The sequence below is a fragment of the Streptomyces sp. NPDC005898 genome, assembly GCF_040629635.1.
GTDB lineage: Bacteria > Actinomycetota > Actinomycetes > Streptomycetales > Streptomycetaceae > Streptomyces.
Map to the genome: position 1 here is coordinate 543419 of NZ_JBEXWC010000001.1, position 22666 is coordinate 566084.

Annotated in this window: 21 protein-coding genes; 15 read left to right on the plus strand and 6 right to left on the minus strand. The window is 72.5% G+C overall.

Features of this window, described 5'->3' with window-relative positions:
• Positions 1-24: 24 nt before the first annotated feature.
• Positions 25-1389, minus strand: a complete 1365-nt coding sequence (locus ABZ385_RS02215) for a M20/M25/M40 family metallo-hydrolase (RefSeq protein ID WP_358909181.1) — start codon at positions 1387-1389, stop codon at positions 25-27.
• Positions 1382-2215, minus strand: coding sequence for a M55 family metallopeptidase (locus ABZ385_RS02220; RefSeq protein WP_358586209.1), 834 nt, complete (start codon positions 2213-2215; stop codon positions 1382-1384). The genes ABZ385_RS02215 and ABZ385_RS02220 overlap by 8 nt, the downstream gene beginning before the upstream one ends.
• 208 nt (positions 2216-2423) lie before the next feature.
• Here ABZ385_RS02220 and ABZ385_RS02225 point away from each other — a divergent pair, with 208 nt between their 5' ends.
• From ABZ385_RS02225 to ABZ385_RS02235, 3 genes are all read left to right on the plus strand, one after another.
• Positions 2424-3650, plus strand: coding sequence for a cytochrome P450 (locus ABZ385_RS02225; protein ID WP_358699623.1), 1227 nt, complete (start codon positions 2424-2426; stop codon positions 3648-3650).
• A 114-nt stretch (positions 3651-3764) separates the two neighbouring features.
• Positions 3765-3950 carry a CsbD family protein gene (locus tag ABZ385_RS02230; protein WP_358586205.1) on the plus strand — a complete coding sequence of 62 codons (186 nt, stop codon included), beginning with the start codon at positions 3765-3767 and terminating at the stop codon, positions 3948-3950.
• A gap of 169 nt (positions 3951-4119) precedes the next feature.
• Positions 4120-4881, plus strand: coding sequence for an NAD(P)H-dependent oxidoreductase (locus ABZ385_RS02235; RefSeq protein ID WP_358586203.1), 762 nt, complete (start codon positions 4120-4122; stop codon positions 4879-4881).
• A gap of 13 nt (positions 4882-4894) precedes the next feature.
• Here ABZ385_RS02235 and ABZ385_RS02240 read toward each other — a convergent pair whose 3' ends face one another.
• Complete coding sequence (locus tag ABZ385_RS02240; protein WP_358909183.1) at positions 4895-5263, minus strand: metalloregulator ArsR/SmtB family transcription factor; 369 nt, start codon at positions 5261-5263, stop codon at positions 4895-4897.
• A 127-nt stretch (positions 5264-5390) separates the two neighbouring features.
• Between ABZ385_RS02240 and ABZ385_RS02245 the strand changes: the two genes are divergently transcribed.
• The gene (locus tag ABZ385_RS02245; protein WP_358909185.1) at positions 5391-7412 is read left to right on the plus strand and encodes a heavy metal translocating P-type ATPase; all 2022 of its coding nucleotides are present in this window, start codon (positions 5391-5393) and stop codon (positions 7410-7412) included.
• A 99-nt stretch (positions 7413-7511) separates the two neighbouring features.
• Here ABZ385_RS02245 and ABZ385_RS02250 read toward each other — a convergent pair whose 3' ends face one another.
• Positions 7512-8495, minus strand: a complete 984-nt coding sequence (locus ABZ385_RS02250; RefSeq protein ID WP_358909187.1) for a kinase — start codon at positions 8493-8495, stop codon at positions 7512-7514.
• Between the two features lie 175 nt (positions 8496-8670).
• On the opposite strand from ABZ385_RS02250, the gene ABZ385_RS02255 reads away from it, so the two are divergent.
• The 6 genes from ABZ385_RS02255 (at position 8671) to ABZ385_RS02280 (ending at position 14820) form a co-directional block, all read left to right on the plus strand.
• Positions 8671-9663 carry a pyridoxal-phosphate dependent enzyme gene (locus ABZ385_RS02255; RefSeq protein ID WP_358909189.1) on the plus strand — a complete coding sequence of 331 codons (993 nt, stop codon included), beginning with the start codon at positions 8671-8673 and terminating at the stop codon, positions 9661-9663.
• A 93-nt stretch (positions 9664-9756) separates the two neighbouring features.
• A complete protein-coding gene (locus tag ABZ385_RS02260) occupies positions 9757-10596 on the plus strand; it encodes a DUF364 domain-containing protein (RefSeq protein ID WP_358909191.1) in 840 nt (279 codons plus the stop codon).
• On the plus strand, positions 10593-11855 hold the full coding sequence (locus tag ABZ385_RS02265) for an MFS transporter (RefSeq protein ID WP_358909193.1): 1263 nt from the start codon (positions 10593-10595) through the stop codon (positions 11853-11855). The genes ABZ385_RS02260 and ABZ385_RS02265 overlap by 4 nt, the downstream gene beginning before the upstream one ends.
• Before the next feature lie 56 nt (positions 11856-11911).
• Positions 11912-12952 (plus strand): iron ABC transporter permease, encoded by a 1041-nt coding sequence (locus ABZ385_RS02270; RefSeq protein WP_358909315.1) that lies wholly within the window; start codon positions 11912-11914, stop codon positions 12950-12952.
• Position 12953: 1 nt separating this feature from the next.
• Positions 12954-13727, plus strand: a complete 774-nt coding sequence (locus tag ABZ385_RS02275) for an ABC transporter ATP-binding protein (RefSeq protein WP_358581731.1) — start codon at positions 12954-12956, stop codon at positions 13725-13727.
• Between the two features lie 97 nt (positions 13728-13824).
• Entirely contained in the window at positions 13825-14820 is a 996-nt protein-coding gene (locus ABZ385_RS02280; protein WP_358909195.1) for an ABC transporter substrate-binding protein, read from the plus strand.
• 22 nt (positions 14821-14842) lie between these two features.
• On the opposite strand, the gene ABZ385_RS02285 is transcribed toward ABZ385_RS02280, so the two are convergent.
• Both ABZ385_RS02285 and ABZ385_RS02290 read right to left on the minus strand, forming a co-directional pair.
• A complete protein-coding gene (locus ABZ385_RS02285) occupies positions 14843-15703 on the minus strand; it encodes an SMP-30/gluconolactonase/LRE family protein (RefSeq protein ID WP_358581727.1) in 861 nt (286 codons plus the stop codon).
• Complete coding sequence (locus ABZ385_RS02290) at positions 15700-16470, minus strand: IclR family transcriptional regulator (protein ID WP_358909196.1); 771 nt, start codon at positions 16468-16470, stop codon at positions 15700-15702. The genes ABZ385_RS02285 and ABZ385_RS02290 overlap by 4 nt, the downstream gene beginning before the upstream one ends.
• 229 nt (positions 16471-16699) lie before the next feature.
• Between ABZ385_RS02290 and ABZ385_RS02295 the strand changes: the two genes are divergently transcribed.
• The 5 genes from ABZ385_RS02295 (at position 16700) to mmsA (ending at position 22665) form a co-directional block, all read left to right on the plus strand.
• Positions 16700-17866 carry a mandelate racemase/muconate lactonizing enzyme family protein gene (locus ABZ385_RS02295; protein WP_358581722.1) on the plus strand — a complete coding sequence of 389 codons (1167 nt, stop codon included), beginning with the start codon at positions 16700-16702 and terminating at the stop codon, positions 17864-17866.
• Positions 17863-18876, plus strand: coding sequence for an alcohol dehydrogenase catalytic domain-containing protein (locus ABZ385_RS02300; RefSeq protein ID WP_358909198.1), 1014 nt, complete (start codon positions 17863-17865; stop codon positions 18874-18876). Before ABZ385_RS02295 ends, ABZ385_RS02300 begins: the two co-directional genes overlap by 4 nt.
• A gap of 127 nt (positions 18877-19003) precedes the next feature.
• Positions 19004-19972 (plus strand): hypothetical protein, encoded by a 969-nt coding sequence (locus ABZ385_RS02305; protein WP_358581717.1) that lies wholly within the window; start codon positions 19004-19006, stop codon positions 19970-19972.
• A gap of 3 nt (positions 19973-19975) precedes the next feature.
• A complete protein-coding gene (chvE, locus tag ABZ385_RS02310) occupies positions 19976-21088 on the plus strand; it encodes a multiple monosaccharide ABC transporter substrate-binding protein (protein WP_358909200.1) in 1113 nt (370 codons plus the stop codon).
• Positions 21089-21105: 17 nt separating this feature from the next.
• Complete coding sequence (gene mmsA, locus ABZ385_RS02315; protein WP_358698613.1) at positions 21106-22665, plus strand: multiple monosaccharide ABC transporter ATP-binding protein; 1560 nt, start codon at positions 21106-21108, stop codon at positions 22663-22665.
• Position 22666 lies beyond the last annotated feature (1 nt).

Consider the following 22666-nt stretch of genomic DNA (forward strand, 5'->3'; position numbering starts at 1 on the left):
CCCGTGTGTTCCGGGCCGTTTTTCCTAGGCCGTGCGCAGAAAGCGGTCGAGGACGCGGACGCCGAAGTGCAGCGCGTCCACCGGGACGCGCTCGTCGACTCCGTGGAAGAGCGCCTGATAGTCGAAGCCCTCCGGTGTCCTCAGCGGCGAGAAGCCGTAGCCGGTGATGCCGAGCCGCGAGAACTGCTTGGCGTCCGTACCGCCCGACATGCAGTACGGCACGACGTGCCCCTCCGGCGCGAACTCCTCGACGGCCGCCCGCATCCGCGCGTACGTCGGCGAGTCGACCGGCGCCTGGAGCGCCACCTCGCGGTGGTGGAACTCCCAGTCGACGTCAGGGCCCGTCAGCAGGTCAAGCGTGTGGCGGAACTCTTCCTCGCCGCCGGGCAGAAAACGGCCGTCCACATAGGCCACGGCCTCCCCGGGAATCACGTTGACCTTGTAGCCCGACCGCAGCATCGTCGGGTTGGCGCTGTTGCGGACCGTCGGTTCGACGAGCGCGGCGGTCGGGCCGAGCTTCTCCAGGAAGGCGTCGACGTCGAAGCCGGGCGCCTCGGGGTCGGGCTCCAGGCCGTAGAGCGCGGCGAGTTCGACCATGCCGGCGCGCACGGTCGGGGTGATCCGCACCGGCCACCGGTGCTCCCCGATACGGGTGATGGCGGCGGCCAGCCTGCTCACGGCGTTGGCGCGGTTGACCTTGGAGCCGTGGCCCGCCGTGCCGCGCGCGGTGAGCTTGAGCCAGCCCGTGCCGCGCTCCCCGGCCGCGATCGGATAGAGCTGGTTGCCCCGCCCGTCGTGGAAGGTGAAGGCACCCGACTCGCTGACGCCCTCCGTGCAGCCCTCGAAGAGCGCGGCGTGCCGGTCGGCGAGGAACCCGGAGCCGTCGGCCGCGCTGGCCTCCTCGTCGGCGGTGAAGGCGACGACGACGTCCCGCCTCGGCCGCACCCCGGCGCGCGCCCAGTGGCGTACGACCGCGAGGATCATCGCGTCCATGTTCTTCATGTCGATGGCGCCCCGGCCCCAGACGACGCCGTCGCCGATCTCCCCGGAGAACGGGTCCACGCTCCAGTCGGCGGCCTCGGCGGGGACGACGTCGAGGTGGCCGTGGACGAGCAGCGCGTCGGCGCCCGGGTCCGTGCCCTCGACGCGGGCGACGACGTTCGTGCGGCCCGGGGTGCGCTCCAGGAGCGCCGGGGTCAGGCCCGCGCCGGCGAGGCGCTCGGCGGCGTACTCGGCGGCGGGCCGCTCGCGGCAGTCGCCGGCGCCGCGGTTGGTGGTGTCGATGCGGATCAGCTCGGAGGTGAAGGTGACGACCTCGTCGAGCGCCCGCGCGTCCACCTGGTGCCCGGGGTGCGGCTCCTGGCCCTGCTCCTGGTGCTGGCTAGCCATATTGTTCCTCCACGGCGGCGGAGGCGATCGTCGTAACCGCCTTGAAGGTACGGATCCCCTCGTACATCGTCCCGCTGTCGTAGGCGGCCTTGCGCTCCCCCGTACGGCGCACTCCCGGCACGACGGTCACGGCCATCGCCAGGTGCTCGGCGTCGAACTCGACCTCGACGGTGAACGGGCCCGCCACGACCGGTGCGTGCCGCACGGCGAGCGGGGCCGCCTCCTTCGCCGCGGCGCGGATGTCGGCGGCGGTGCGGGCCGGGGTGCGGCAGACGGCGGCGTAGCGCGAGACGTGGTCCTTGACGGCGACCTTCAGCGCGCCGGGCGCGTAGCCGAGGGCGTCCTCGCAGGTCAGGTCGTCGCCGGTGACGAGTACGACGGGGACGCCGTACTCGGCGACGACGTGCGCGTTCAGCAGCCCCTCGCCGGCGCGTACGCCGTTGACCCATACGCCGGTGATCTGGTTGGCGAGGTAGGTGTGCGCGAGGACGCCCTCCATGCCGGCGCCCGTGTGGTAGCCGAGGAACGCGATGCCGTCCACGTCGCCGTGCTGCACGCCCTCGACCATGGAGAGCGACTTGTGGCGTCCGGTGAGGATCTGGGCCCGCTCGTCCAGCTCTTCGAGGAGCAGATTGCGCATGGTCCAGTGCGCTTCGTTGACGAGGACCTCGTCGGCGCCGCCGTCGAGGAACCCGAGCACGGCGGCGTTCACGTCCGAGGTGAACATCTTCCTGCACCGCTCCCACTGCGCGGTGCCCGGCAGCACGTCGGCCGGCCAGGTCACCCCGGTCGCGCCCTCCATGTCGGCGCTGATGAGGATCTTCACAAGCTTCCACCATCCCCTCGGGTCGGAGCGGCAAACCGTAGGGCAACGGCGCAGCGCGAGTGTAGAGCGAGAGGGTGGGGCCGCGGCGGACGCGGGTATGCCTTGCCCGCCCGTGTACGCACCACCCGTCTACGCAACACCCGTACGCGCAGCCCATGTACGCGCCACCCGTATACGCACCATCCGTGTACTCACCGAAGGAGCCATCGTGCCCGAACAGCCCCTCCTGGTCCTGGATCCCGCCGGGGAGGACCACCACGCCGAGTACGAGGCCTTACGGGCCCGGGGAGCGGCCACCCGCGTGGACGTGCTCGGGGTGCCCGCCTGGTCCGTCAGCGACCCCCGCCTCCTCAAGCGGCTCCTCAACAGTCCCGACGTCTCCAAGGACGCCCGCGCCCACTGGCCGGACTTCGCCGAGGCCGTGCCGGACTGGCCGCTCGCCCTGTGGGTGGCGGTGCACAACATGTTCACCGCCTACGGCGACGACCACCGCAGGCTGCGCCGCATGGTGGCACCCGCGTTCAGCTCCCGGCGCGTACAGGCCATGCGCCCCGCCGTCGAGGCGATCGTCGACTCGCTCCTCGACGATCTCGCGGCCCGGCCCGCCGGGGAGGAGGTGGATCTGCGCGAGGCGCTTGCCTACCCGCTGCCGATCGCGGTGATCGGCCGGCTCATGGGCGTCCCCGACAGCCGGCGCGAGAGCTTCCGCGGCCTGGTCGACGGGGTCTTCTCCACCACCCTCAGCACCGCGCAGGCCGCCGCGAACACCGCCTCCCTGTACGAGGCCCTCGACCGGCTCATCGCGGCCAGGCGCGCGGATCCCGAGCCGGGCGACGACATGACCTCGCTGCTCATCGCCGCCCGCGACGAGGAGGGCGACGGCAGCGGTTTCACGGACGCCGAGCTGCGCGACACGCTGCTGCTGATGATCAGCGCCGGGTACGAGACGACCGTCAACGTCATCGACCAGGCCGTCACCGCCCTGCTGACGGACCCCGGGCAGCTCGCACTCGTGCGGGCCGGGCGGGCCGGCTGGGAGGACGTCGTCGAGGAGACCCTGCGGCACGAGTCGGCCGTCAAGCATCTGCCGCTGCGCTTCGCCGTCGCGGACATCGCCCTGCCGGACGGGCGGACGATCGCCCGGGGCGAGGCGATCCTCGCGTCCTACGGCGCCGCGAACCGCCACCCCGACTGGCACGGGCGAACCGCCGACCGCTTCGACGCCACCCGCCCCTCGAAGGAGCACCTGGCCTTCGGGCACGGCGTGCACTTCTGCCTCGGCGCGCCGCTGGCCCGTCTGGAGGTGGCCACCGCGCTGCGGTCGCTCTTCGAGCGGTTCCCCGACATGGAACTGGCGGTCCCCCACGAGGACCTGCGACCGATGCCCTCGCTCATCAGCAACGGGCACCGGGCGCTGCCCGTGCGGCTGGGGTGATTGCGGCGCTTGGCCGTGATGGCAGTGATTGCGGTGATCCATGTTTACGCGGCGGCGAAGCGGTCACACGCATGAACAGCACATGATGTCGATGCCAAGGAGCGTGAGCGGACCATGACCGCCAACGAGAAGGCCAAGGCCAAGACCGAGCAGGCGACCGGCGCCGCAGCGGAGGCCGCGGGACGCGCCGTGGGCAACGAACGCCTCACCGCCAAGGGCCGCGCCGAAAAGGTGAAGGGCGACGCCCGGGAGGCCAAGGAGAAGACCAAGGACGTCGGCAAGGGCATCGCCAAGGACTGATCGTCGTACGACGTCGACGCCATCGGGCGGCCCTCTTCGGGGGGCCGCCCGATGGCGTTGCCGACGCCCCCTGGCGCGCCGGGTGACCCCTACCTGTGGCCAGATCCTTGCGACCCCTGGCGATCTGGCCACTCGTCGCCCCACCGCCGCGCACCGCACGATCGAGGGCATGAAGGTTCTCTGGATTTTCGCCCACCCGGAACAGCGCTCCCTGAACGGCTCCCTGATGGCCGAGGGGCTGCGCACACTGGACGCGCTCGGCCATGAGCACCGCGTCTCCGATCTGTACGCCATGGGCTGGAAGGCCGTGGTGGACGCCGATGACTTCAAGGACGCGCCGCCCGGGCGCCTCTTCGTGGGCGCCGAGCAGGAACGCTCGTACGCGCGAGGAGAGTTGGGCGACGACATCCGCCGCGAGCAGGAGAAGATCGCCTGGGCGGACGCGGTGGTCTTCCAGTTCCCGCTCTGGTGGTTCGGTCCGCCCGCGATCCTGAAGGGCTGGTTCGACCGCGTCCTGGTGCAGGGCTTCGGCTTCGGCCTCCAGGGCCCCGACGGCCGCACCCGGCGGTACGGGGACGGCGGGCTGGCCGGGAAGCGGGCGCTGATCGTCACTTCGGTGGGCGCCCGGGAGTCCGGCTTCGGCCCGCGCGGCATCCACGGGCAGCTGGAGGAAGTGCTGTTCCCCTTGCTGCACGGCACGTTCTGGTACACCGGCATGGCGGCGCTCCCGCCGTTCGTGGTGTACGGCGCGGACCGGCTCACGCGGGAGGGGCACGCCCGCGGTGTGGCGGCGCTGCGCGAGCGCCTGCGGACGCTGGGCACGACGGCTCCGCTGCCCTACCGCCACGAGAACGGCGGGGAGTACGACGAGGAACTGGTGCTGCGACCCCGGTTCGCCCCGGACCGGTCGGGGGTGGGCGTGCACCGCTGAGCGGGGGCCGCCCTCAGTCGAGGTCGCCCCGCGTCGGCAGATCGCGCGCGCCGAGACGCAGGTGCTCGATGTGGTAGACGGCCTCGTCGAGGAGCTGCGCCACGTGGTTGTCGTAAAGGCTGTAGACGATGCGCCGCCCCTGCCGCGAGCCGGTGACCAGGCCGAGGGCGCGCAGCAGGCGCAACTGGTGGGAGACCGCGGACTGTTCCATGCCGACCGCCTCGGCGAGCGCGCCGACCCCGCACGGCCCCTGGCGCAGCTTGGTGAGGATCATCAGCCGGGACGGGGTGGCCAGCGCCTGGAGGGTCGCGGCGATGGTGGCGGCGGAGTCCGCGTCGAGGTGCGTCGCAGGTGTGGTCTTGCTGTCGACTCCGTGTCCCATGGGGGCAATCCTACTGGGCGCGCATTTTTCTTCGGCGTATACGTGAAGACCTCTTCATGTGTTCCGCTATGGTGGGTCCCGCCGCGTCCCGCGGCGCGCGACGACCCCGACCACGAGGTGTGCTCCGATGTCTTCCGCTCTGGTGGGCGACCGGCCGACCCCGGCCCCCTCCCCCGCCGTACCCGCACGGGCGCGGCGCACCCGGCTGCTCGCCCTGCCCGAGGTGCGCTGGGCGGCGCTGGCCACGGCCGCGTTCCTGCTCGCGTTCCCGCTCGACCTCGCCGGGGCCCCCGCCTGGGCATGGGGGCCGCTGTACGCGGTGTGCTACGCGGCCGGCGGCTGGGAGCCGGGCCTCGAGGGGCTCCGGGCGCTGCGGGAGCGGAGTCTGGACGTCGATCTGCTGATGGTGGTCGCGGCTCTGGGCGCCGCCGCCATCGGGCAGTTCCTGGACGGCGGGCTGCTCATCGTCATCTTCGCGGTCTCCGGCGCCCTGGAGGCCCTCGCGACCCGGCGCACCGCGGACTCGGTGCGCGGCCTGCTCGACCTCGCCCCCGCCATGGCGCTCCGGCTGCCCCCGGACGGCGGCGACGGCGACGGGGAGCGGGTGGCGGCGGACGCGCTGCGGGTCGGCGACCTCGTTCTGGTGCGGCCCGGCGAGCGGCTGCCCGCCGACGGCACCGTGCTCGACGGCCGCAGCGAGGTGGACCAGGCCACCATCACCGGCGAACCCCTGCCCGTCACCAAGGAGGCCGGCGACGAGGTGTTCGCGGGCACCCTCAACGGCACCGGGGCGCTGCGCGTGCGCGTGGGCCGCGACCCGTCGGACTCCGTGCTCGCCCGCATCGTGGCCATGGTCGAGGAGGCCAGCGAGACCAAGGCGCCCACCCAGTTGTTCATCGAGAAGGTCGAACAGCGCTATTCGGTGGGCGTGGTGGTGGCCACGCTCGCGCTGTTCGCCGTGCCGCTCGCGCTCGGCGCCGCGTTCACCGGGACGCTGCTGCGGGCCATGACCTTCATGATCGTGGCCTCGCCGTGCGCGGTGGTCCTCGCCACCATGCCGCCGCTGCTCTCCGCGATCGCCAACGCGGGACGCCATGGGGTCCTCGTCAAGTCCGCCGTCGTGATGGAGCGGCTCGGCGCGGTCACGAAGGTCGCCCTGGACAAGACGGGAACGCTCACCGAGGGCACGCCCCGCGTCACGGACATCCGGACGCTGCCGGGCACGGACCTGACCGGCGACGAGGTGCTCGCCCTGGCGGCGACCGCGGAGCACCCCAGCGAACACCCGCTCGCCCGCGCCGTGGTCGCCGCCGCCCGCGAGCGCGGGCTGCCGCTGGAGGGCGCGCACGACTTCGCCGCCGCTCCCGGGCGCGGCGTCCGCGCGCTCGTCGCGGGCCGCACCGTCCAGGTCGGCAGCCCCGAGCGGCTCCTGGCCGACGAGGCCGCCCGTACGTCGGTCATGGCCGCGTACGCCTCGACGCGCGCGGCCGGGGGCGGCAGCGCGGCCGAGGGCCGGGACGGGAGCGGGGGCGCGGCGGACGACGGGGACGGCGGGACCCTCGTCCTCGTCGTGGTCGACGGCGTTCCCTCGGCCCTTCTGCGCCTCGCCGACCTGCCCCGGCCGAAGGCCGCCGAGGCCGTCGCCGGGCTGCGGGAACTGACGGGCCGCACCCCGGTGTTGCTGACCGGCGACACCCCGGCGGCCGCCGCCGCGCTGGCCCGGGAGACCGGGATCGACGAGGTGCGGGCCGGGCTCCTCCCGCAGGACAAGGCAGCGGCCGTACGGGAGTGGCAGGAGCGGGGCGAGCGGGTCCTCGTCGTCGGGGACGGCGTGAACGACGCGCCCGCGCTCGCCACCGCGCACAGCGGCATCGCGATGGGCAGGACCGGCTCCGACCTGAGCCTGGAGACCGCCGACGCGGTGGTGGTGCGGGACGAACTCGTCGCCGTGCCCGCGGTGGTGGCGCTCTCCCGGCGGGCCCGGCGCGTGGTGGTGCAGAACCTCGTCATCGCCTCCGTGTGCATCGGCGCCCTGGTGGTCTGGGACCTGGTGGGGCATCTGCCGCTGCCGCTCGGCGTCGCGGGCCACGAGGGGTCCACCGTCCTGGTCGGCCTCAACGGGCTGCGCCTGCTGCGCCGTTCGGCGTGACCCCGCGAGGAGGGCACGGCCGACGGCCGACGCTGAACCGGTGGGCCCGCTCCGGTCCGGCGCGGGCGCCGCTCTCGCCCGACCGTTCGGACCACACGCTCAGCACGGGGACGTGGTGGGGAAGCTCAGCGTCCGGTAGAGCGTCACGCCGCCCGCCAGCTCCCCGCACGCCTGGGCCGCCGCCGTCACGCGGCGCGTGTACGCGGGGTCCGTGGCGTCGAGCAGGATGCCCAGGGTCGTACCGCTGTGCCCGACGGCCACGCCGAGGCCGCCGACCTCGCGGCAGATGTCTCGCATCGGGTCCAACAGGGCCTTGTGGCGCAGGCGTTGGTTCATCAGGGCGCTGCGGGTCGCGATGCGGCCGACTTGCGCGAGGTCCCGGCCGCGCACGGCGTCGGTGAGCCGCGCGAGCAGGTCGGCGTAGGCGCGCCGGTCGGCCGGAGTGAACGGCTTGGGGATGCGGTTGAAGTCCACGGTGTCGACCGATCCGCCCTCGTCGACGCCGACCACGGCCATCGCCGGCAGCGACCCGAGGACCGCGCGCAGCCGCACGCTGCGGTGGTGGAAGGCGACGATCGCCGGGTAGAGCACTCCGTCGGTCGGTTCGATGCGGGACAGGAGCCGCTCGATCCGGGCGGGCGGCATGGCGACACCGAGCGCCCGGCCGACCGCGCGCGCGGTGGCGACGAGGTCGGCGGAGGAGCTGGCGAGCCCTTTGCCCTCGGGGATCACGCTGTCGAGGGTCAGCGAGCCGCCGCGCAAGGAGCGGGCACGGACGGGCGCCAACTCCGCGATCATCTGGGCCAGTCGGAGTGCCTTCGTCTTGTGCCGGGGCCAGACCTCCAGCTCCCCGGACACGGACTCCCGCCGGAAGGTGGCCATGGTCCAGCGGGCGACGGGCAGCGTCACGAGGAAGTCCCCGTCCTCCTCCGGCAGCACGCCTTGGAGCAGCTCGCCGAAGGTGCCGAACGCGGTGCCCACGCCCGTACCCGCACCCACTCCCGTACCCGTGCCCGCCCACGGCGCCGGCGGTCCCTGCCGCGGCAGGCAGGCCCTCGCTCCGGCCTCTTGGGACAGCTTCACGCGACTCCTCTCGACACGGCGGGCGCGCACGGCGCACCGCTCCTCATGGACCAGTGCGGCGACCTTACCCGGTCTTGACAATCATTTTCATCTAGTGTGATGCTCTCGGCGTTCCGGGGAGCCGCACCCACCCCCGGCCTCTCCAGCTCTCACATCCCTACCGGGGGGTCCCGTCATGCACGCCCACATCGCCGAAGCGGTGAAGAAACCGGATCTCATATCCCTCGCACCGGATCTGGCCTGTCTGCGGTTCGAGACCATGAAGATCTACTCGGCTCTCGGCGCCGTCCGCCACCTCCTCGACACCGGTGCCGTGCGGCCCGGTGACACGCTCATCGACAGTTCCAGCGGCATCTACGCCCAGGCCCTGGCCCTCGCCTGTCACCGCTACGGCATGAAGTGCCACATCGTCGGCTCCACGACCGTGGACCGCTCGACGCGGGTGCAGCTGGAGATACTCGGCGCCACGCTGGAGCAGGTCGCGCCCTCCAAGGACCTGCGCCTGGACCAGGAGTCGCGGGTGCGCCGCATCGCCGAGATCCTGGCCGCCAACCCCTCGTACCACTGGATGCGGCAGTACCACGACGCGATCCATTACCACGGCTACCGCGAGGTGGCTCAGTCGCTCGACGAAGACCTCCCGGCGGGCCCGCTCGCGCTGGTCGGGGGTGTGGGGTCGGGCGCCTCGACCGGGGCCCTCGCCACCTATCTGCGCGAGGCCGGACGGGACGTGCGGCTCATCGGCGTCCAGCCCTTCGGCAGCATCACCTTCGGCTCCGAGCACGTCGCCGACCCCGACATGATCATCGCCGGGATCGGCAGCGCCATCGAGTTCGGCAACGTACGGCACGAGCTGTACGACCGCGTGCACTGGGTGAACTTCGACAGCGCCGTCTGCGGGGCGGTCTCCCTGCTGCGCACCGGCGGCATCTTCGCCGGGCTCTCGGCGGGCGCCGCCTATCTGAGCGCGCTGTGGGAGCGGCGCGGGGACGGCTCCCGCACCTACGTCTTCATCGCCGCCGACACCGGACACCGCTACGTCGAGAGTGCCTACGCCCACCACGAACAGGCGCCGGACATCGACACGTTGAAGCCGCACGAGGTCACCTCGCTCGACGACCTGCGCCACCCGTGGTCCACCACGGCCTGGCCGCCCCACCAGCCCTGAATCCCCTCACCCCTGAATTCCCTGAACGCCCTGCACCTCCTGCACCCCCTGAACCCCCCTTGCCGACCCGCGATCCCGGGAGAGAACCCACCCATGTCCCACCCCGCGCCCCGCTCCGTCGCGGAGCTCACCGAAGCCGTCCTCGCGGGCGAGTACGGCCCCGACCCCGCCGAGCTGACCGTCACCAGCGCGTTCTGGCTCTACCACACCACCCGGCTGGCGGGCGGCGACGTCACGTACCACAACCACTACCTGCTGCTGCGGGTCGGCGACGCCTTCGGGGCCTGCTCCTTCGAGGCGGGCGAACTCGCCCCGCGCTTCTGCGAGAACGCCTCCGGCCACCCCCTGGACAAGCTCCTGCGCGACGAGTCCACGCCGGTGCGCACCGCCGCGCTCGACGCCTATCTGGCCCGGGTGCGCCCGCACCGCGACGCCGAGGACGCCGAACGCGTCATGCTGCCCACCGGTACGCCCGAGGTCCGCGCCGAGGCCCGGGACGCCGCCGTGGCGGGGCTGCTCGACATCGGGCCCGGCGCCAAGGTCGCCCTGATCGGCGTGGTCAACCCGCTCGTCGCCGCGATACGCGAGCGGGGCGGCGTCTGCCTGCCCTGCGACCTCAACCTGCGGACGACCGCGTGGGGCGACCCCGTCAGCGACGACATGACCGAAGTCCTCGCCGAGGCCGACGCCGTGGTCTCCACCGGCATGACGCTCGGCAACGGCACGTTCGACCTGATCCTGCGGCACTGCGTGGAGCACCGGGTGCCGCTGACCGTCTACGCCCAGAGCGGCAGCGCCGTCGCCCGCGCCTTCCTCGGCGCCGGCGTCACCGGGCTGAACGCGGAGCCCTTCACCTTCTCCCAGTTCAGCGCCGACCCCACGCCGATGTACCGCTACCGGGCCGCCCTCGCGCCGAACGGAGCCACGGCGTGAGCGTCGACGCAGGCAAGGACACCCAGGCCGGCACCGGGGAAGCGGTGCCGGGCGACCTGCGCATGGCCCGCGCCCTGTGGCCGGTACTGCTCGCCTCCGCGGTCGGACTGCTGCCGTTCACCGTCTTCAGCACCTACCTCGTGCCGATCGCCGACGGGGCGGGCAGCGGCGTCGCCGCGATGGGCGGCCTGCGCGGACTCGGCGGGCTCGCCGCACTCCTGGTGGGCACCGCGCTGGCCCCGCTGATCGACCGGGTGCGCAAGGAGTGGGCGGCGGCCGGCGCCCTCACCGCGCTCGGCCTCTCGGCGGCGCTCGGCGCCGGCGGCGACTTCGTCCTGCTCGCCGTGTTCTGCCTGCTCATCGGCGCGAGCACGGCCGTCCTGAACCCGGCGCTGACGGCCGCCGCCGCCGACCGCTTCGGCACCGGCAAGGCCGCCGGGCGCGCCGCGACCCTGGTCACCGCCGTCCAGTCGATGACCGCCATGCTCGCGGCGCCCGTCATCGCGCTGCCCGCGCTGTACTGGGGCTGGCAGGGCGACCTGCTGGGCGTGAGCGCCGTGTCGCTGCTGCTCGCGGTCGTCTTCGTGGCCCGGGGGAAGCGGACACCGCCGAGCGACACGCCCAACGCCCAACGCCTCGGCTACCTGGCCTCGTTCAAGGCGCTCGCGGCGGTGCGCGGCGTGCTGCCGCTCCTGCTGATCGGCTTCCTGCGCACCGCCGTCTTCATGGGGTACCTGTCGTATCTCGCCGCCTTCTACGAGCAGCGGTTCGACCTCGACGCGGGGCTCTTCGCCTTCGTGTGGACGCTCAGCGGCGCGGCGTTCTTCGTCAGCAACCTGCTCACCGGCCGACTCACCAACTCCGCCGCGCCGCGCCTCACCACGGAGCGGTTGCTCCCCCTCGGACTTGTCGCCGCCCTCGTCGGCGTCGTGGGCTTCTACTTCACGCACTGGCTGCCGCTCGCCCTCGCCCTGACCGCGCTGCACGCGGCGAGTCACGCGGTCGTCGCCGCGTGCGTGGTCAGCCTCATCGTGCGGCGCTGCGGGACCTCACTGCGCGGTTCGGCGCTGAGCCTCAACGCCGCCGGCCAGAGCCTCGGCGTGTTCGTCGGCGCGGCGCTCGGCGGCGCGGGCCTCGCCGTCGCCGGCTATCCGGGGACCGCCGCGGTGTTCGGGGCGCTGGTCGTCGCGGCGCTCGGAGCGGCCGTCCTGGTGCCGCGCGCGCACCGGGGCGACGGAGCCGGGGGCGAGGCCCGGTGAGCGGCGCCGCACGGGCTGCCGCGCCCGCCCCGGCCCGGGCCGCCGTGCGGGAGCGGCTGGCCTCCCCCGGGGCGCTGACCCTGACCTGCGTCGGCCTCTTCCTCGTGCTGGTGTCCTCCGTCGTCGTCGCCATCGGGCTCGGCGCCGTCCTCGTGCCGCCCGCCGAGACCGCCCGGTATCTGTGGGCGGCGCTGACCGGCGGACGGATCGGCGCCGACGAGACGACGACGTACCAGATCATCTGGCAGATCCGGACGCCGCGCGTGCTGCTCGCCGCGCTGGTCGGGGCCGGGCTGAGCGCCGTCGGCGTGGCCATCCAGGCGATGGTGCGCAACGCCCTCGCCGACCCCTTCGTCCTCGGGGTCTCCTCGGGGGCGTCGGTGGGCGCCGTGGGGGTGACGGTCAGCGGCGGGCTCGCCGCGTTCGGCGTCCACGCCGTGTCGGCCGGTGCCTTCCTCGGCGCGCTCGTCGCGTCGTTCCTGGTGTACGCGGCCTCCTCGCACCGGGGGGTGCTCTCGCCGCTGCGGCTCGTCCTGACCGGCGTCGCCATGTCGCTGGGCTTCCAGGCCGTGATGAGCGTGATCATCTATTTCTCGCCGGACAGCGAGGCGACCGGCATGGTCCTGTACTGGACCATGGGCGGCTTCGGCGCGGCCAGTTGGGGCGCGCTGCCCGTCGTCGCCGCGGTCGTGCTGCTCGGCCTGGTCGTCCTGTACCGCCAGGGCAGGGCGCTGGACGTGCTCGCGCTCGGCGACGAGACCGCGGCGAGCCTCGGCCTCCACCCCGACCGGCACCGCAGGTCCCTGCTCGTGCTCGTCTCGCTGGTCACCGGCGTGATGGTCGCGGTGAGCGGCGCCATCAGCTTCGTGGGGCTCGTCATGCCGCACCTGGTGCGGATGGTGGTCGGCGCCGGGCACGCCCGGGTCCTCGCCGTCACCCCGCTCGTCGGCGCGGTCTTCATGGTCTGGGTCGATCTGCTCTCCCGCACGGCGGTCGCCCCGCGCGAGCTGCCGCTCGGTGTCATCACGGCCCTCGTCGGGGTGCCGGTGTTCATCGCGCTGATGCGCCGCAAGTCGCAGGTGTTCGGGGGGCGTTGAGATGGATCTGCGCATCGAGGGGCTCGGTGTCGACGTCGACGGCACGCGCCTCGTACGCGAGTTGTCGCTCGATGTGGGCAGCGGCGAGGTCGTCGGCCTCGTCGGTCCCAACGGCAGCGGGAAGTCGACCGTGCTGCGCTGCGTCTACCGCGCGCTGCGCCCGGCCGCCGGCACCGTCCGCGTGGGCGGGGACGACATCTCCCGCCTGCCGATGCGGCGCAGCGCGCAGCTCGTCGCCGCCATGACGCAGGACGGCGCCGTCGACCTGGACTTCACCGTCGAGGAGGTGGTCGCCCTCGGCCGGGCCCCGCACCTGCGCGGCAACCAGGCGCTCGGCGCGCGGGAGCGGGAGCTGTGCGAGCGGGCCATGGAGCGGCTCGACATCCGGCACCTCGCCCGGCGGGGCGTCCTCACCCTGTCCGGCGGGGAGCGCCAGCGCGTCCTGCTCGCCCGCGCCCTCGTCCAGGAGCCGCGCGTACTGGTCCTCGACGAGCCGACCAACCATCTCGACGTACGCCACCAGATCGAGGTCCTCTCGCATCTGCGGGGCGCGGGCCCGACCGTCCTGGTCGTGCTGCACGACCTCAACCTCGCGGCCGCCGCCTGCGACCGGATCGGCGTGCTCCACCACGGGCGCCTGGTCGCCACCGGGACCCCGGCGGAGGTCCTCACCGAGGCGCTGGTCGCCGAGGTGTTCGGCGTGCGGGCCAGCGTCGTGACGCACCCGCTGACGGGCGACCCGCAGCTGCTCTACGCGCTCCACCCCTCCCCCTGACCACCGCCCCTCCGCCCTCCGCCCTTCCGCCCTTCCGCCCGAATATGCCCACTCTGACTGAGCCTGCCCGAATCTGCCTGAAAGGCATCAACACCCCATGATTCCCACCCGGTCCATTGCCCTGACGTCCGCGCTCGCGGTCACGCTGCTGCTGAGCGGCTGCGGCGCCGAGGTCGAGACGGACGGCGACGCCAAGGCCTCCGAGACGGTCACCGTCAAGAGATGCGGCGAGTCCGTCCCGTACAAGGTGCCCCGGCGTGCCGTGGCGTACGAGGGCGGCAGCGCCGACAAGCTGTTCAGCCTCGGCCTGACCGAGCACGTCCACGGGTATGTGATGCCGCCCGCCAACCCGCCGGTGAGCGAGTCGCCCTGGGCGTCGGAGTACGCCAAGGTGAAGATGCTCAGCGACGACCTGCTCAACAAGGAGGTGGTCGTGCGGGCCAAGGCGGATCTGGTCGTCGCGGGCTGGAACTCCGGCTTCAGCGACCAGCGCGGCATCACTCCGCAGATCCTCGACAAGCTCGGTGTCCAGAGCTTCATGCACACCGAGAGCTGCTTCAACTACCCCAAGTACCCGCAGCGGGTGACGCCGTTCAACGCGCTCTACAGCGACCTGGAGCGGCTGGGGAAGATCTTCCGCGTCGAGAAGAAGGCCGACCAAGTCGTCGGGGACCTGAAGAAGCGGGTGGCGGCCGTCGAGAAGAGGGCGCCCGGCGGTGACCCGGTGCCGGTCTTCCTCTACGACTCCGGGACCGATCAGCCCTTCACGGCGGGCAGCCAGGTCCCGCCGAACGACATCATCAAGACCGCGGGCGGCCGGAACATCTTCGACGAGCTCGACGAGCGCTGGACGCAGGTCAACTGGGAGGCGGTCACCCGGGCCGAGCCCGAGGTCGTCATCGTCTTCGACTACGGCGACCAGCCGGCGAAGAAGAAGATCGAGTTCCTGAAGAAGTCCCCGCACACCAGGGAGCTGCCCGCCGTGAAGAAGAACAACTTCTTCGTCCTCGACTACAACGAGGGCATCAGCGGGCCGCGCGACATCGACGGCCTGGAGAAGTTCGGCAGGTACCTGCGGGAGCTGAAGCGCTGACCCCGCCCCCGCCCCCGCCGCCTCAGCCCGCGAACGCCGTGCCCGGCACCCCCTGCCCGGCGTCCGGCAGCACCAGCACCGACCCCGCCAGCGGGTGCGGCCGCTGCTGGCCGACGCGGGCCGTGGTGACGTACAGGTCCCGCAGGCCGGGGCCGCCGAACGCGCAGGCGGTGGGGCGCGGCACGGGGAGGCGGACGGTGCGGTCGAGCCGGCCGTCGGGGGTGTAGCGGCGGACGGCCCCGCCGCTCCAGAGGGCGACCCAGACGCAGCCCTCCGCGTCCACGGTGAGCCCGTCGGGGTCGCCCGCGCCGTCCTCGACGACCGCGAAGGGGCGCCTGCCGTGCGCGCGGTGCCCGTCGAAATCGAGGACGTCGACCCGGCGCGTGGGGCTGTCGACGTAGTACATGAGCCGCCCGTCGGGGCTCCAGCCCGGGCCGTTGCTGACGGCCACGCCACCGACTGTCCCCCGCTGCTCGGTGACCGTGCCGTCGGGGGCGACGCGGGTCAGGCCGCCGCCGCCCGGCGCCTCGTCGTAGCGCATGGTGCCCGCCCAGAGCGCGCCGTCGGGTGCCACGGCCGCGTCGTTGCCGCGGCGGCCCGGCACCGGGTCGCGCACCAGCCAGGTGAAGGAGGACCCGTCCGGCCCGTAGAGGCCGATGCCGTCGCGGAGGTTGACGACCAGGCCGCCGCCCGCGCGGGGCTTCGCGGCGCCGACGTGCTGTTCGGTGGCCAGCACCGTCCGGCGGCCGTCGCCGGGGGCGTACGTGTGGACGCGGGAGGCGAGGATGTCGACCCAGACGAGCCGCTCCGTGGCCGCGTCCCAGGTGGGGCCCTCGCCGAGCAGGGCCTGCTCGCGCACCGCCACCTCCCAGCCGGCCCTCATCGCGCGCCCCGGTGGCCGAGGCGCACGGACAGGTCGCCGGCGCCCTTGGCGGCCAGTTCGGCCAGCTCCCGTTCCCGTTCCTCGCTCCAGCGGATCATCGGCACGGAGATGGACAGGGCCGCCACGACCCGGCCCGCGCCGTCCCGCACCGGTGCGGCCACGCAGCTCACGTCGGGGTTGGACTCGCGGTGCTCGACGGCGATGCCCCGCTCGCGGATCGCGGTGAGCGCGGCGACCAGCTCGTCCGGGTCGGTGATGCTGTCGGGGGTCATGGCGGTGAACTCCCGCCCGCGCAGGCGGGCTTCGAGTTCGGTCTGCGGCAGCGAGGCGAGCAGCATCTTGCCGACGGAGGTGCAGTGCGCCGGGAGCCGGCGGCCCGCCGCGGAGACCATGCGCACGGCGTGCGTGGAGTCGACCTTGGCGATGTAGATGACGTCGGTGTCCTCCAGGATCGCGACGTGGACGGTCTCGTCGCAGGTCTCGGCGACCTCCCGGGCCACCTGCTGTCCCTCGGCCGCGAGGTCCAGCTGCTCGGCGTAGCGGCTGCCGAGCTGGTAGGTGCGTACGCCCAGGCGGTAGCGTCCGGGCTGGTCCGGGAGCTGCACCAGGTACGAGCGGGCCGCGAGGGTGGTGAGCAGTTCGTGCACCGTGGTGCGCGGCAGTTGCAGCCTGCGGGTCACCTCGGGCGCGGAGAACGTCCCGTCGCCCTCCAGGAACAGCTCCAGTATGTCCAGCGACCTGGTCACCGCGGGAACGAGTCGTCCCATGAGGTCTCCCACCCTTCGCGTCCGAACCCCCGCGTCCGAAACCTCGGCCGCTGATCGGTATGACGAACACAGGTTAGGCGGGTGGGCGTTCGCGGCGCAATGGCCGCCGCCGGACCGTCCTCAAGACCATTTCGCGCGAACCATTGACACGTTCCGGCCACCGTGAATAACGTCACGCCAGCATTTCGAACGTGTGACGAAATATCGAACAAGTCAAGGGGCAACTGCCTTGCGCATCACGGGAATCAGCACGCATGTGGTCGGAACGCCCTGGCGTAACCTCACCTACGTCCAGGTGCACACCGACGAGGGTCTGACCGGCATCGGCGAGACGCGCATGCTCGGGCACACCGACGCGCTCATCGGCTACCTCCGCGAGGCGGAGGCCAACCACATCTCGGGGTCCGACCCGTTCGCGGTCGAGGACCTCGTCCGACGGATGAAGTACGGCGACTACGGCCGGGCCGGCGAGATCGTGATGTCGGGCATCGCGGTCATCGAGATGGCCTGCTGGGACATCAAGGGCAAGGCCCTCGGCGTCCCCGTCTGGCAGCTGCTCGGCGGAAAGGTCACCGACCGCGTCAAGGCGTACGCCAACGGCTGGTACACCACCGAGCGCACCCCCGAGGCCTACCACAAGGCCGCCCAGGGGGTCATGGAGCGCGGCTACCGCGCCCTGAAGATCGACCCGTTCGGCACCGGCCACTACGAGCTGGACCACGAGCAGAGCCGGTACGCCGTCTCGCTGATCGAGGCCGTGCGCGACGCGATCGGGCCCGACGCCGAGCTGATGCTGGAGATGCACGGCCGCTTCTCGCCCGCGACCGCGATCCGGCTCGCCCGCGACCTCGCCCCCTTCCGCCCCGCCTGGCTGGAGGAGCCGGTCCCGCCGGAGAACCTCAAGGCCCTGGCGAAGGTCGCCGCGAAGGTGGACATGCCGGTGGCGACCGGCGAGCGCATCCACGACCGCATCGAGTTCCGGGAGCTGTTCGAGAGCCAGGCCGCCGACATCCTCCAGCCCGACGTCGGCCACATCGGCGGCATCTGGGAGACCCGCAAGCTCGCGGCCACCGCCGAGACGCACTACATGCTGGTCGCCCCGCACAACGTGGGCGGGCCCGTGCTCACCGCCGCCTCGCTCCAGGTCGGCTTCACGGCACCGAACTTCAAGATCCTCGAACACTTCAACGACTTCGCGGACGCGGACATCAAGAAGGTCGTCAAGGGAGCCCCCCAGGTCGACCCGGAGACGGGCTGCTTCGAGCTGTCGCACGCGCCGGGCCTCGGCGTCGAGCTGGACGTCGACGCCGCCGCCGAGTTCCCCCAGCAGCAGGCCCGGTTCGATCTGTGGGCCGAGGGCTGGGAGAAGCGCTCGCCCGGCGGGACGGCGAGTTGAGCAGCCGCGCCGTCGTCGTCGACCGGCCGGGCGAGCACCGGCTGGTCACCGGCGAGCCCCCCGTGCCGGGCCCCGGCGAGGTGCTCGTCCGCGTGGGCGCCGCCGGGATCTGCATGAGCGACCGCGAGGTGTACGACGGTCATCGCGACGCCGCCTACGTCCGCTACCCCGTGACGCCGGGCCACGAGTGGGCCGGGACCGTCACGGCGGTGGGCGAGGGCGTCGACCCCGCGCTTATCGGCCGCGCGACCGTCGCCGAGGGGTTCCGCTCCTGCGGCGTCTGCGAGCGCTGCCGGTGCGGGGAGACCAGCCTGTGCACCGGCGGGTACGCCGAGACCGGTTTCACCGAGCCCGGCGCCTTCGCCGACCACCTCACCGTGCCGGCCCGCCTGCTGCACCCGCTGGCCGATGACGCGGACCTGCGCGCCGCCGCGCTGCTCGAACCGTCCGCGGTGATCGCCGCCGCGGTGCGGACCGGCCGCCCCCGGCCCGGTGAGCGGGTCGCGGTGGTCGGCGCCGGCACCCTCGGGCTGCTCGCGGTCCAGCTGCTCTCCGCCTCCCGCCCCGCCGAGCTGGCCGTCGTCGATCCCCGCGCGGCGCGCGGCCGGCTCGCGCTGGACTTCGGGGCGAGCGCGGCCCTCTCCCCCGCCGACGCCGAGTCGGCGGGCGGCTCCTTCGACCTGGTCGTGGAGACGGCGGGCGCGGCGACCACCGCCGCCTCCTCCTGCCTGCTCGCCCGCAGGGGCGGCCGGGTGGTGCTCACCGGGATGTTCGCCCAGGGGGCCGTCGGCATCGACCCCGTCCATCTGTCGCTGAGCCAGCTGGAGGTCCGCTCCGTGTTCGGGGCGCCGTCCTGCGCCTGGTCGGACGCGGTGCGGGCGTTCGGGCTCGGGCTGCTGGATCCCGCGCCGCTCATCACGCACACCTTCCCCCTGGAGCGGTTCGGGGAGGCCGTCGCCCTGGTGGGCGCCGGTGATCCCGAGGTCGGAAAGGTGCTCCTGCTCCCCTGACCTCTCCCCGCGGGGACCCCACCCCGCGGGGACCCCTCCCTGCGGGCCGCACGCGGCGAAGCCGCACAGGTCCGAGTCCCACGCCCCTTCCGGGGCGCCTTCCTTCACGTATTGGAGCCCCCGTACCGTGACCGCCCCGTCAGCCCCCCGGCGCCCCGGCGCCGAACCGCTCGCCCGGATCGGGTACCCCGTACCCGCCCCCGATCCGGCCGACGCCTCCCCGCACACGTTCCCCGACGGCGGCACCTGGCGCACCGAGATCCCCTCCGTCGAGGGACCCGAGGCGCTCGCCGTGGTCCTCAAGGAGAGCGCCCGCCTCGATGTGCCCGTGCACCGGATCAGCCAGGGCAGCGGCGTGTGGATGCTCACCGACGCCGAGATCACCGAGATGGTCGACGGCTGCGCCGCCCGCGACATCGAGCTGTGCCTGTTCACCGGCCCCCGCGGCACCTGGGACATCGGCGGCTCCACCCGCACCGACTCCGGCGGCGCCGGGCTGCGGGCCCGAGGCCACGACGCGCTCGCCGGCTGCGTGGAGGACGCCGTGCGCGCCACCGGGCTCGGCGTGAAGTGCCTGCTCGTCGCCGACGAGGGGGTCCTGTGGACGCTGCACAGGCTGCGCGCCACCGGAGTGCTCCCCGCGGACACCACCTTCAAGCTGTCCGCGCTGACCGGCCCGGTCAACCCGGCCTCGTACGCGGTGTACGAGCGGCTCGGCGCCGACTCCCTCAATGTGCCCTCGGACCTGACGCCCGCCCACCTCACGGAGATCCGCCGGGTGAGCCGGGCACCGATGGACATGTACGTCGAGGCCCCGGACGACCTCGGCGGCTACATCCGGATGTACGAGGTCGCCGAGCTGATCCGGCGCGGCGCCCCGCTGTACGTGAAGTTCGGCCTGGCCAAGGCCACCGGCATCTACCCCTACGGCGCACACCTGCGCGAGCACGCCCACGCCACGGCCCGGGAACGGGTCAGGCGGGGCCGTCTCGCGCTGGACCTGCTGGCCCGGCACGGCGCGGACGGCGGCATGTCGCCGCTCGGCTCGCGGCTGCCGGGTGAGCTGCGCCGCTTCGCCGTCCCGGAAGGGGACTGACCCATGCGCACCCGCACTCTCGGCGCCGTCGCCGTCACGACCACGCTGCTCGCCCTCTCACTGTCCGCCTGCGGCCAGGAGGCCAAGGGCGGCAGCCGCTACAAGCCGGACACCGGCAAGGGCGGCACGATCGGCCTCGCCATGCCGACCAAGTCCTCCGAGCGGTGGATAGCCGACGGCAAGAACATGGCGACGCAGTTCAAGAAGGCCGGCTACGAGACCGACCTGCAGTACGGCGACGACAAGGTGGAGAACCAGGTCGCCCAGATCGAGAACATGATCACGAAGGGGCACCGGCTGCTCGTGGTCGCCGCCATCAACGGCTCCGCGCTGACCGACGTGCTCCAGCGGGCCCACGAGGCGGGCATCCCGGTGATCTCGTACGACCGGCTGATCCTCGGCACGAAGAACGTCGACTACTACGCCTCCTTCGACAACGAGCGCGTGGGACGCCTCCAGGGGCAGTACCTCGTCGACAAGCTGAAGCTCGGCAAGCCCGACAAGAACGCGGGCGAGGCGCGCTCCGTGGAGCTGTTCGCGGGCGACCCCGACGACAACAACACCAAGTACTTCTGGAACGGCGCCATGAAGGTGCTGAAGCCGTACTTCGACAGCGGCCAGCTGGTCGTCCGCAGCAAGCAGACGCGGCTGACCCAGGCGACGACGCTCAAGTGGGACGGCGGCACCGCGCAGAAGCGCATGGACGACCTGATCAGCAAGAGCTACGGCGACAAGCGGGTGGACGCGGTCCTCTCGCCGTACGACGGGATGTCCATCGGCATCATCTCGGCGCTCAAGAGCGCGGGGTACGGGACGAAGAGCGAGCCGCTGCCCGTCATCACCGGCCAGGACGCCGAGCTGGCGTCGGTGAAGTCCATCATCCGGGGCGAGCAGACGCAGACGGTCTTCAAGGACACGCGGAAGCTGGCCGCGCAGACGGTGAAGATGGGCGACGCGGTCCTCACCCACAAGAAGGTCCAGGTCAACAACACCAAGGACTACAACAACGGGGAGAAGACCGTGCCGGCCTTCCTCCTGAAGCCTGTGAGCGTCGACAAGTCCAACACGCAACTGCTTGTCGATGAGGGGTACTTCAAGGCAGGGCAGCTCAGGTGAGCGCGCCGCTCCTGGAGATGCGCGGCATCACCAAGACGTTCCCCGGCGTCAAGGCGCTCTCCGACGTGCGTCTGACCGTGCGGCCCGGGGAGATCCACGCGATCTGCGGGGAGAACGGCGCCGGCAAGTCGACGCTGATGAAGGTGCTCAGCGGCGTCTACCCGCACGGCACCTACGACGGCGAGATCCTCTTCGAGGGCCGGCCGATGGCCTTCAAGGACATCCGGGCCAGCGAGCGCCACGGCATCGTCATCATCCACCAGGAACTGGCCCTGGTCCCCTATCTGTCGATCGCCGAGAACATCTTCCTCGGCAACGAACAGGCCCGACGCGGATTCATCGACTGGAACGACACCCTGCGCCGGGCGAACGCGCTGCTGAAAAGGGTGGGCCTGCGGGAGAACCCGCAGACGCCGGTGTCGGACATCGGGGTCGGCAAGCAGCAGCTGGTGGAGATCGCCAAGGCGCTGTCCAAGGAGGTGAAGCTGCTGATCCTGGACGAGCCGACGGCCGCGCTCAACGACGAGGACAGCGCGAAGCTCCTCGACCTGATCGTGGAACTGCGCGAGCAGGGCATCGCCAGCATCGTCATCTCCCACAAGCTCAACGAGATCCGGCAGATCACCGACACCGTGACGATCCTGCGCGACGGGCGGACCATCGAGTCCCTGCCGGTTCGGCAGAGCCCGCTGCACGAGCCCCAGGTGTCGGAGGACCGCATCATCCGGGGCATGGTGGGCCGCGACCTCGACCACCGCTTCCCCGACCGCACGCCGTACGAGGGCCCGGACGCGGGCGAGCTCGCCCTGTCCGTGCGGGGCTGGACGGTACGCCATCCGGTCGACCATCAGCGCACGGTCGTGGACGACGTGTCGCTGACCGTGCGGCGCGGCGAGATCGTCGGTATCGCGGGCCTGATGGGCGCGGGCCGCACCGAGCTGGCGATGTCCGTCTTCGGGCGCTCCTACGGGCAGTACGTCGCCGGGGAGGTGGCGGTCAACGGCCGCCCGGTGGTGACCCGGACGGTGTCGGCGGCGGTCGACGCCGGCATCGCGTACGTCACCGAGGACCGCAAGCGCTACGGCCTGAACCTCATCGACAACATCAACCGCAACGTGTCGCTGGCGTCGCTGCCCGGCATGCGCGGGCGCGGCTTCGGCAGCATGGGCGGTTTCGTCGACGAGCACCACGAACGGCAGGTCGCGGAGCGCTACCGCACCTCGATGAACATCAAGACGCCCACCGTGTTCGAGCAGGTGGGCCGGCTCTCCGGCGGCAACCAGCAGAAGGTCGTCCTGAGCAAGTGGATCCACGCCGACCCCGAGGTCCTGATCCTCGACGAGCCGACGCGCGGCATCGACGTCGGCGCCAAGTTCGAGATCTACACCGTCATCGACAAGCTGGCGGCCCAGGGCAAGGCGGTCCTGTTCATCTCCTCGGAGCTGCCGGAGCTGCTCGGGATGTGCGACCGGATCTACACGATGGCCGAGGGCCGCCTGACCGGCGAGGTCACGCGCGCGGAGGCCACCCAGGAAGTCCTGATGCGCCATATGACCAAGACCAGAAGCAAGAGCTGAG

Bases quoted from the DNA above. Each gene is read 5' to 3' on its own strand.
- ABZ385_RS02215 (WP_358909181.1), bottom strand. From the start codon at position 1,389: ATGGCTAGCCAGCACCAGGAGCAGGGCCAGGAGCCGCACCCCGGGCAC.
- ABZ385_RS02230 (WP_358586205.1), top strand. From the start codon at position 3,765: ATGACCGCCAACGAGAAGGCCAAGGCCAAGACCGAGCAGGCGACCGGC.
- ABZ385_RS02235 (WP_358586203.1), top strand. From the start codon at position 4,120: ATGAAGGTTCTCTGGATTTTCGCCCACCCGGAACAGCGCTCCCTGAAC.
- ABZ385_RS02240 (WP_358909183.1), bottom strand. From the start codon at position 5,263: ATGGGACACGGAGTCGACAGCAAGACCACACCTGCGACGCACCTCGAC.
- ABZ385_RS02245 (WP_358909185.1), top strand. From the start codon at position 5,391: ATGTCTTCCGCTCTGGTGGGCGACCGGCCGACCCCGGCCCCCTCCCCC.
- ABZ385_RS02255 (WP_358909189.1), top strand. From the start codon at position 8,671: ATGCACGCCCACATCGCCGAAGCGGTGAAGAAACCGGATCTCATATCC.
- ABZ385_RS02260 (WP_358909191.1), top strand. From the start codon at position 9,757: ATGTCCCACCCCGCGCCCCGCTCCGTCGCGGAGCTCACCGAAGCCGTC.
- ABZ385_RS02275 (WP_358581731.1), top strand. From the start codon at position 12,954: ATGGATCTGCGCATCGAGGGGCTCGGTGTCGACGTCGACGGCACGCGC.
- ABZ385_RS02280 (WP_358909195.1), top strand. From the start codon at position 13,825: ATGATTCCCACCCGGTCCATTGCCCTGACGTCCGCGCTCGCGGTCACG.
- ABZ385_RS02285 (WP_358581727.1), bottom strand. From the start codon at position 15,703: ATGAGGGCCGGCTGGGAGGTGGCGGTGCGCGAGCAGGCCCTGCTCGGC.
- ABZ385_RS02290 (WP_358909196.1), bottom strand. From the start codon at position 16,470: ATGGGACGACTCGTTCCCGCGGTGACCAGGTCGCTGGACATACTGGAG.
- chvE (WP_358909200.1), top strand. From the start codon at position 19,976: ATGCGCACCCGCACTCTCGGCGCCGTCGCCGTCACGACCACGCTGCTC.
- mmsA (WP_358698613.1), top strand. From the start codon at position 21,106: ATGCGCGGCATCACCAAGACGTTCCCCGGCGTCAAGGCGCTCTCCGAC.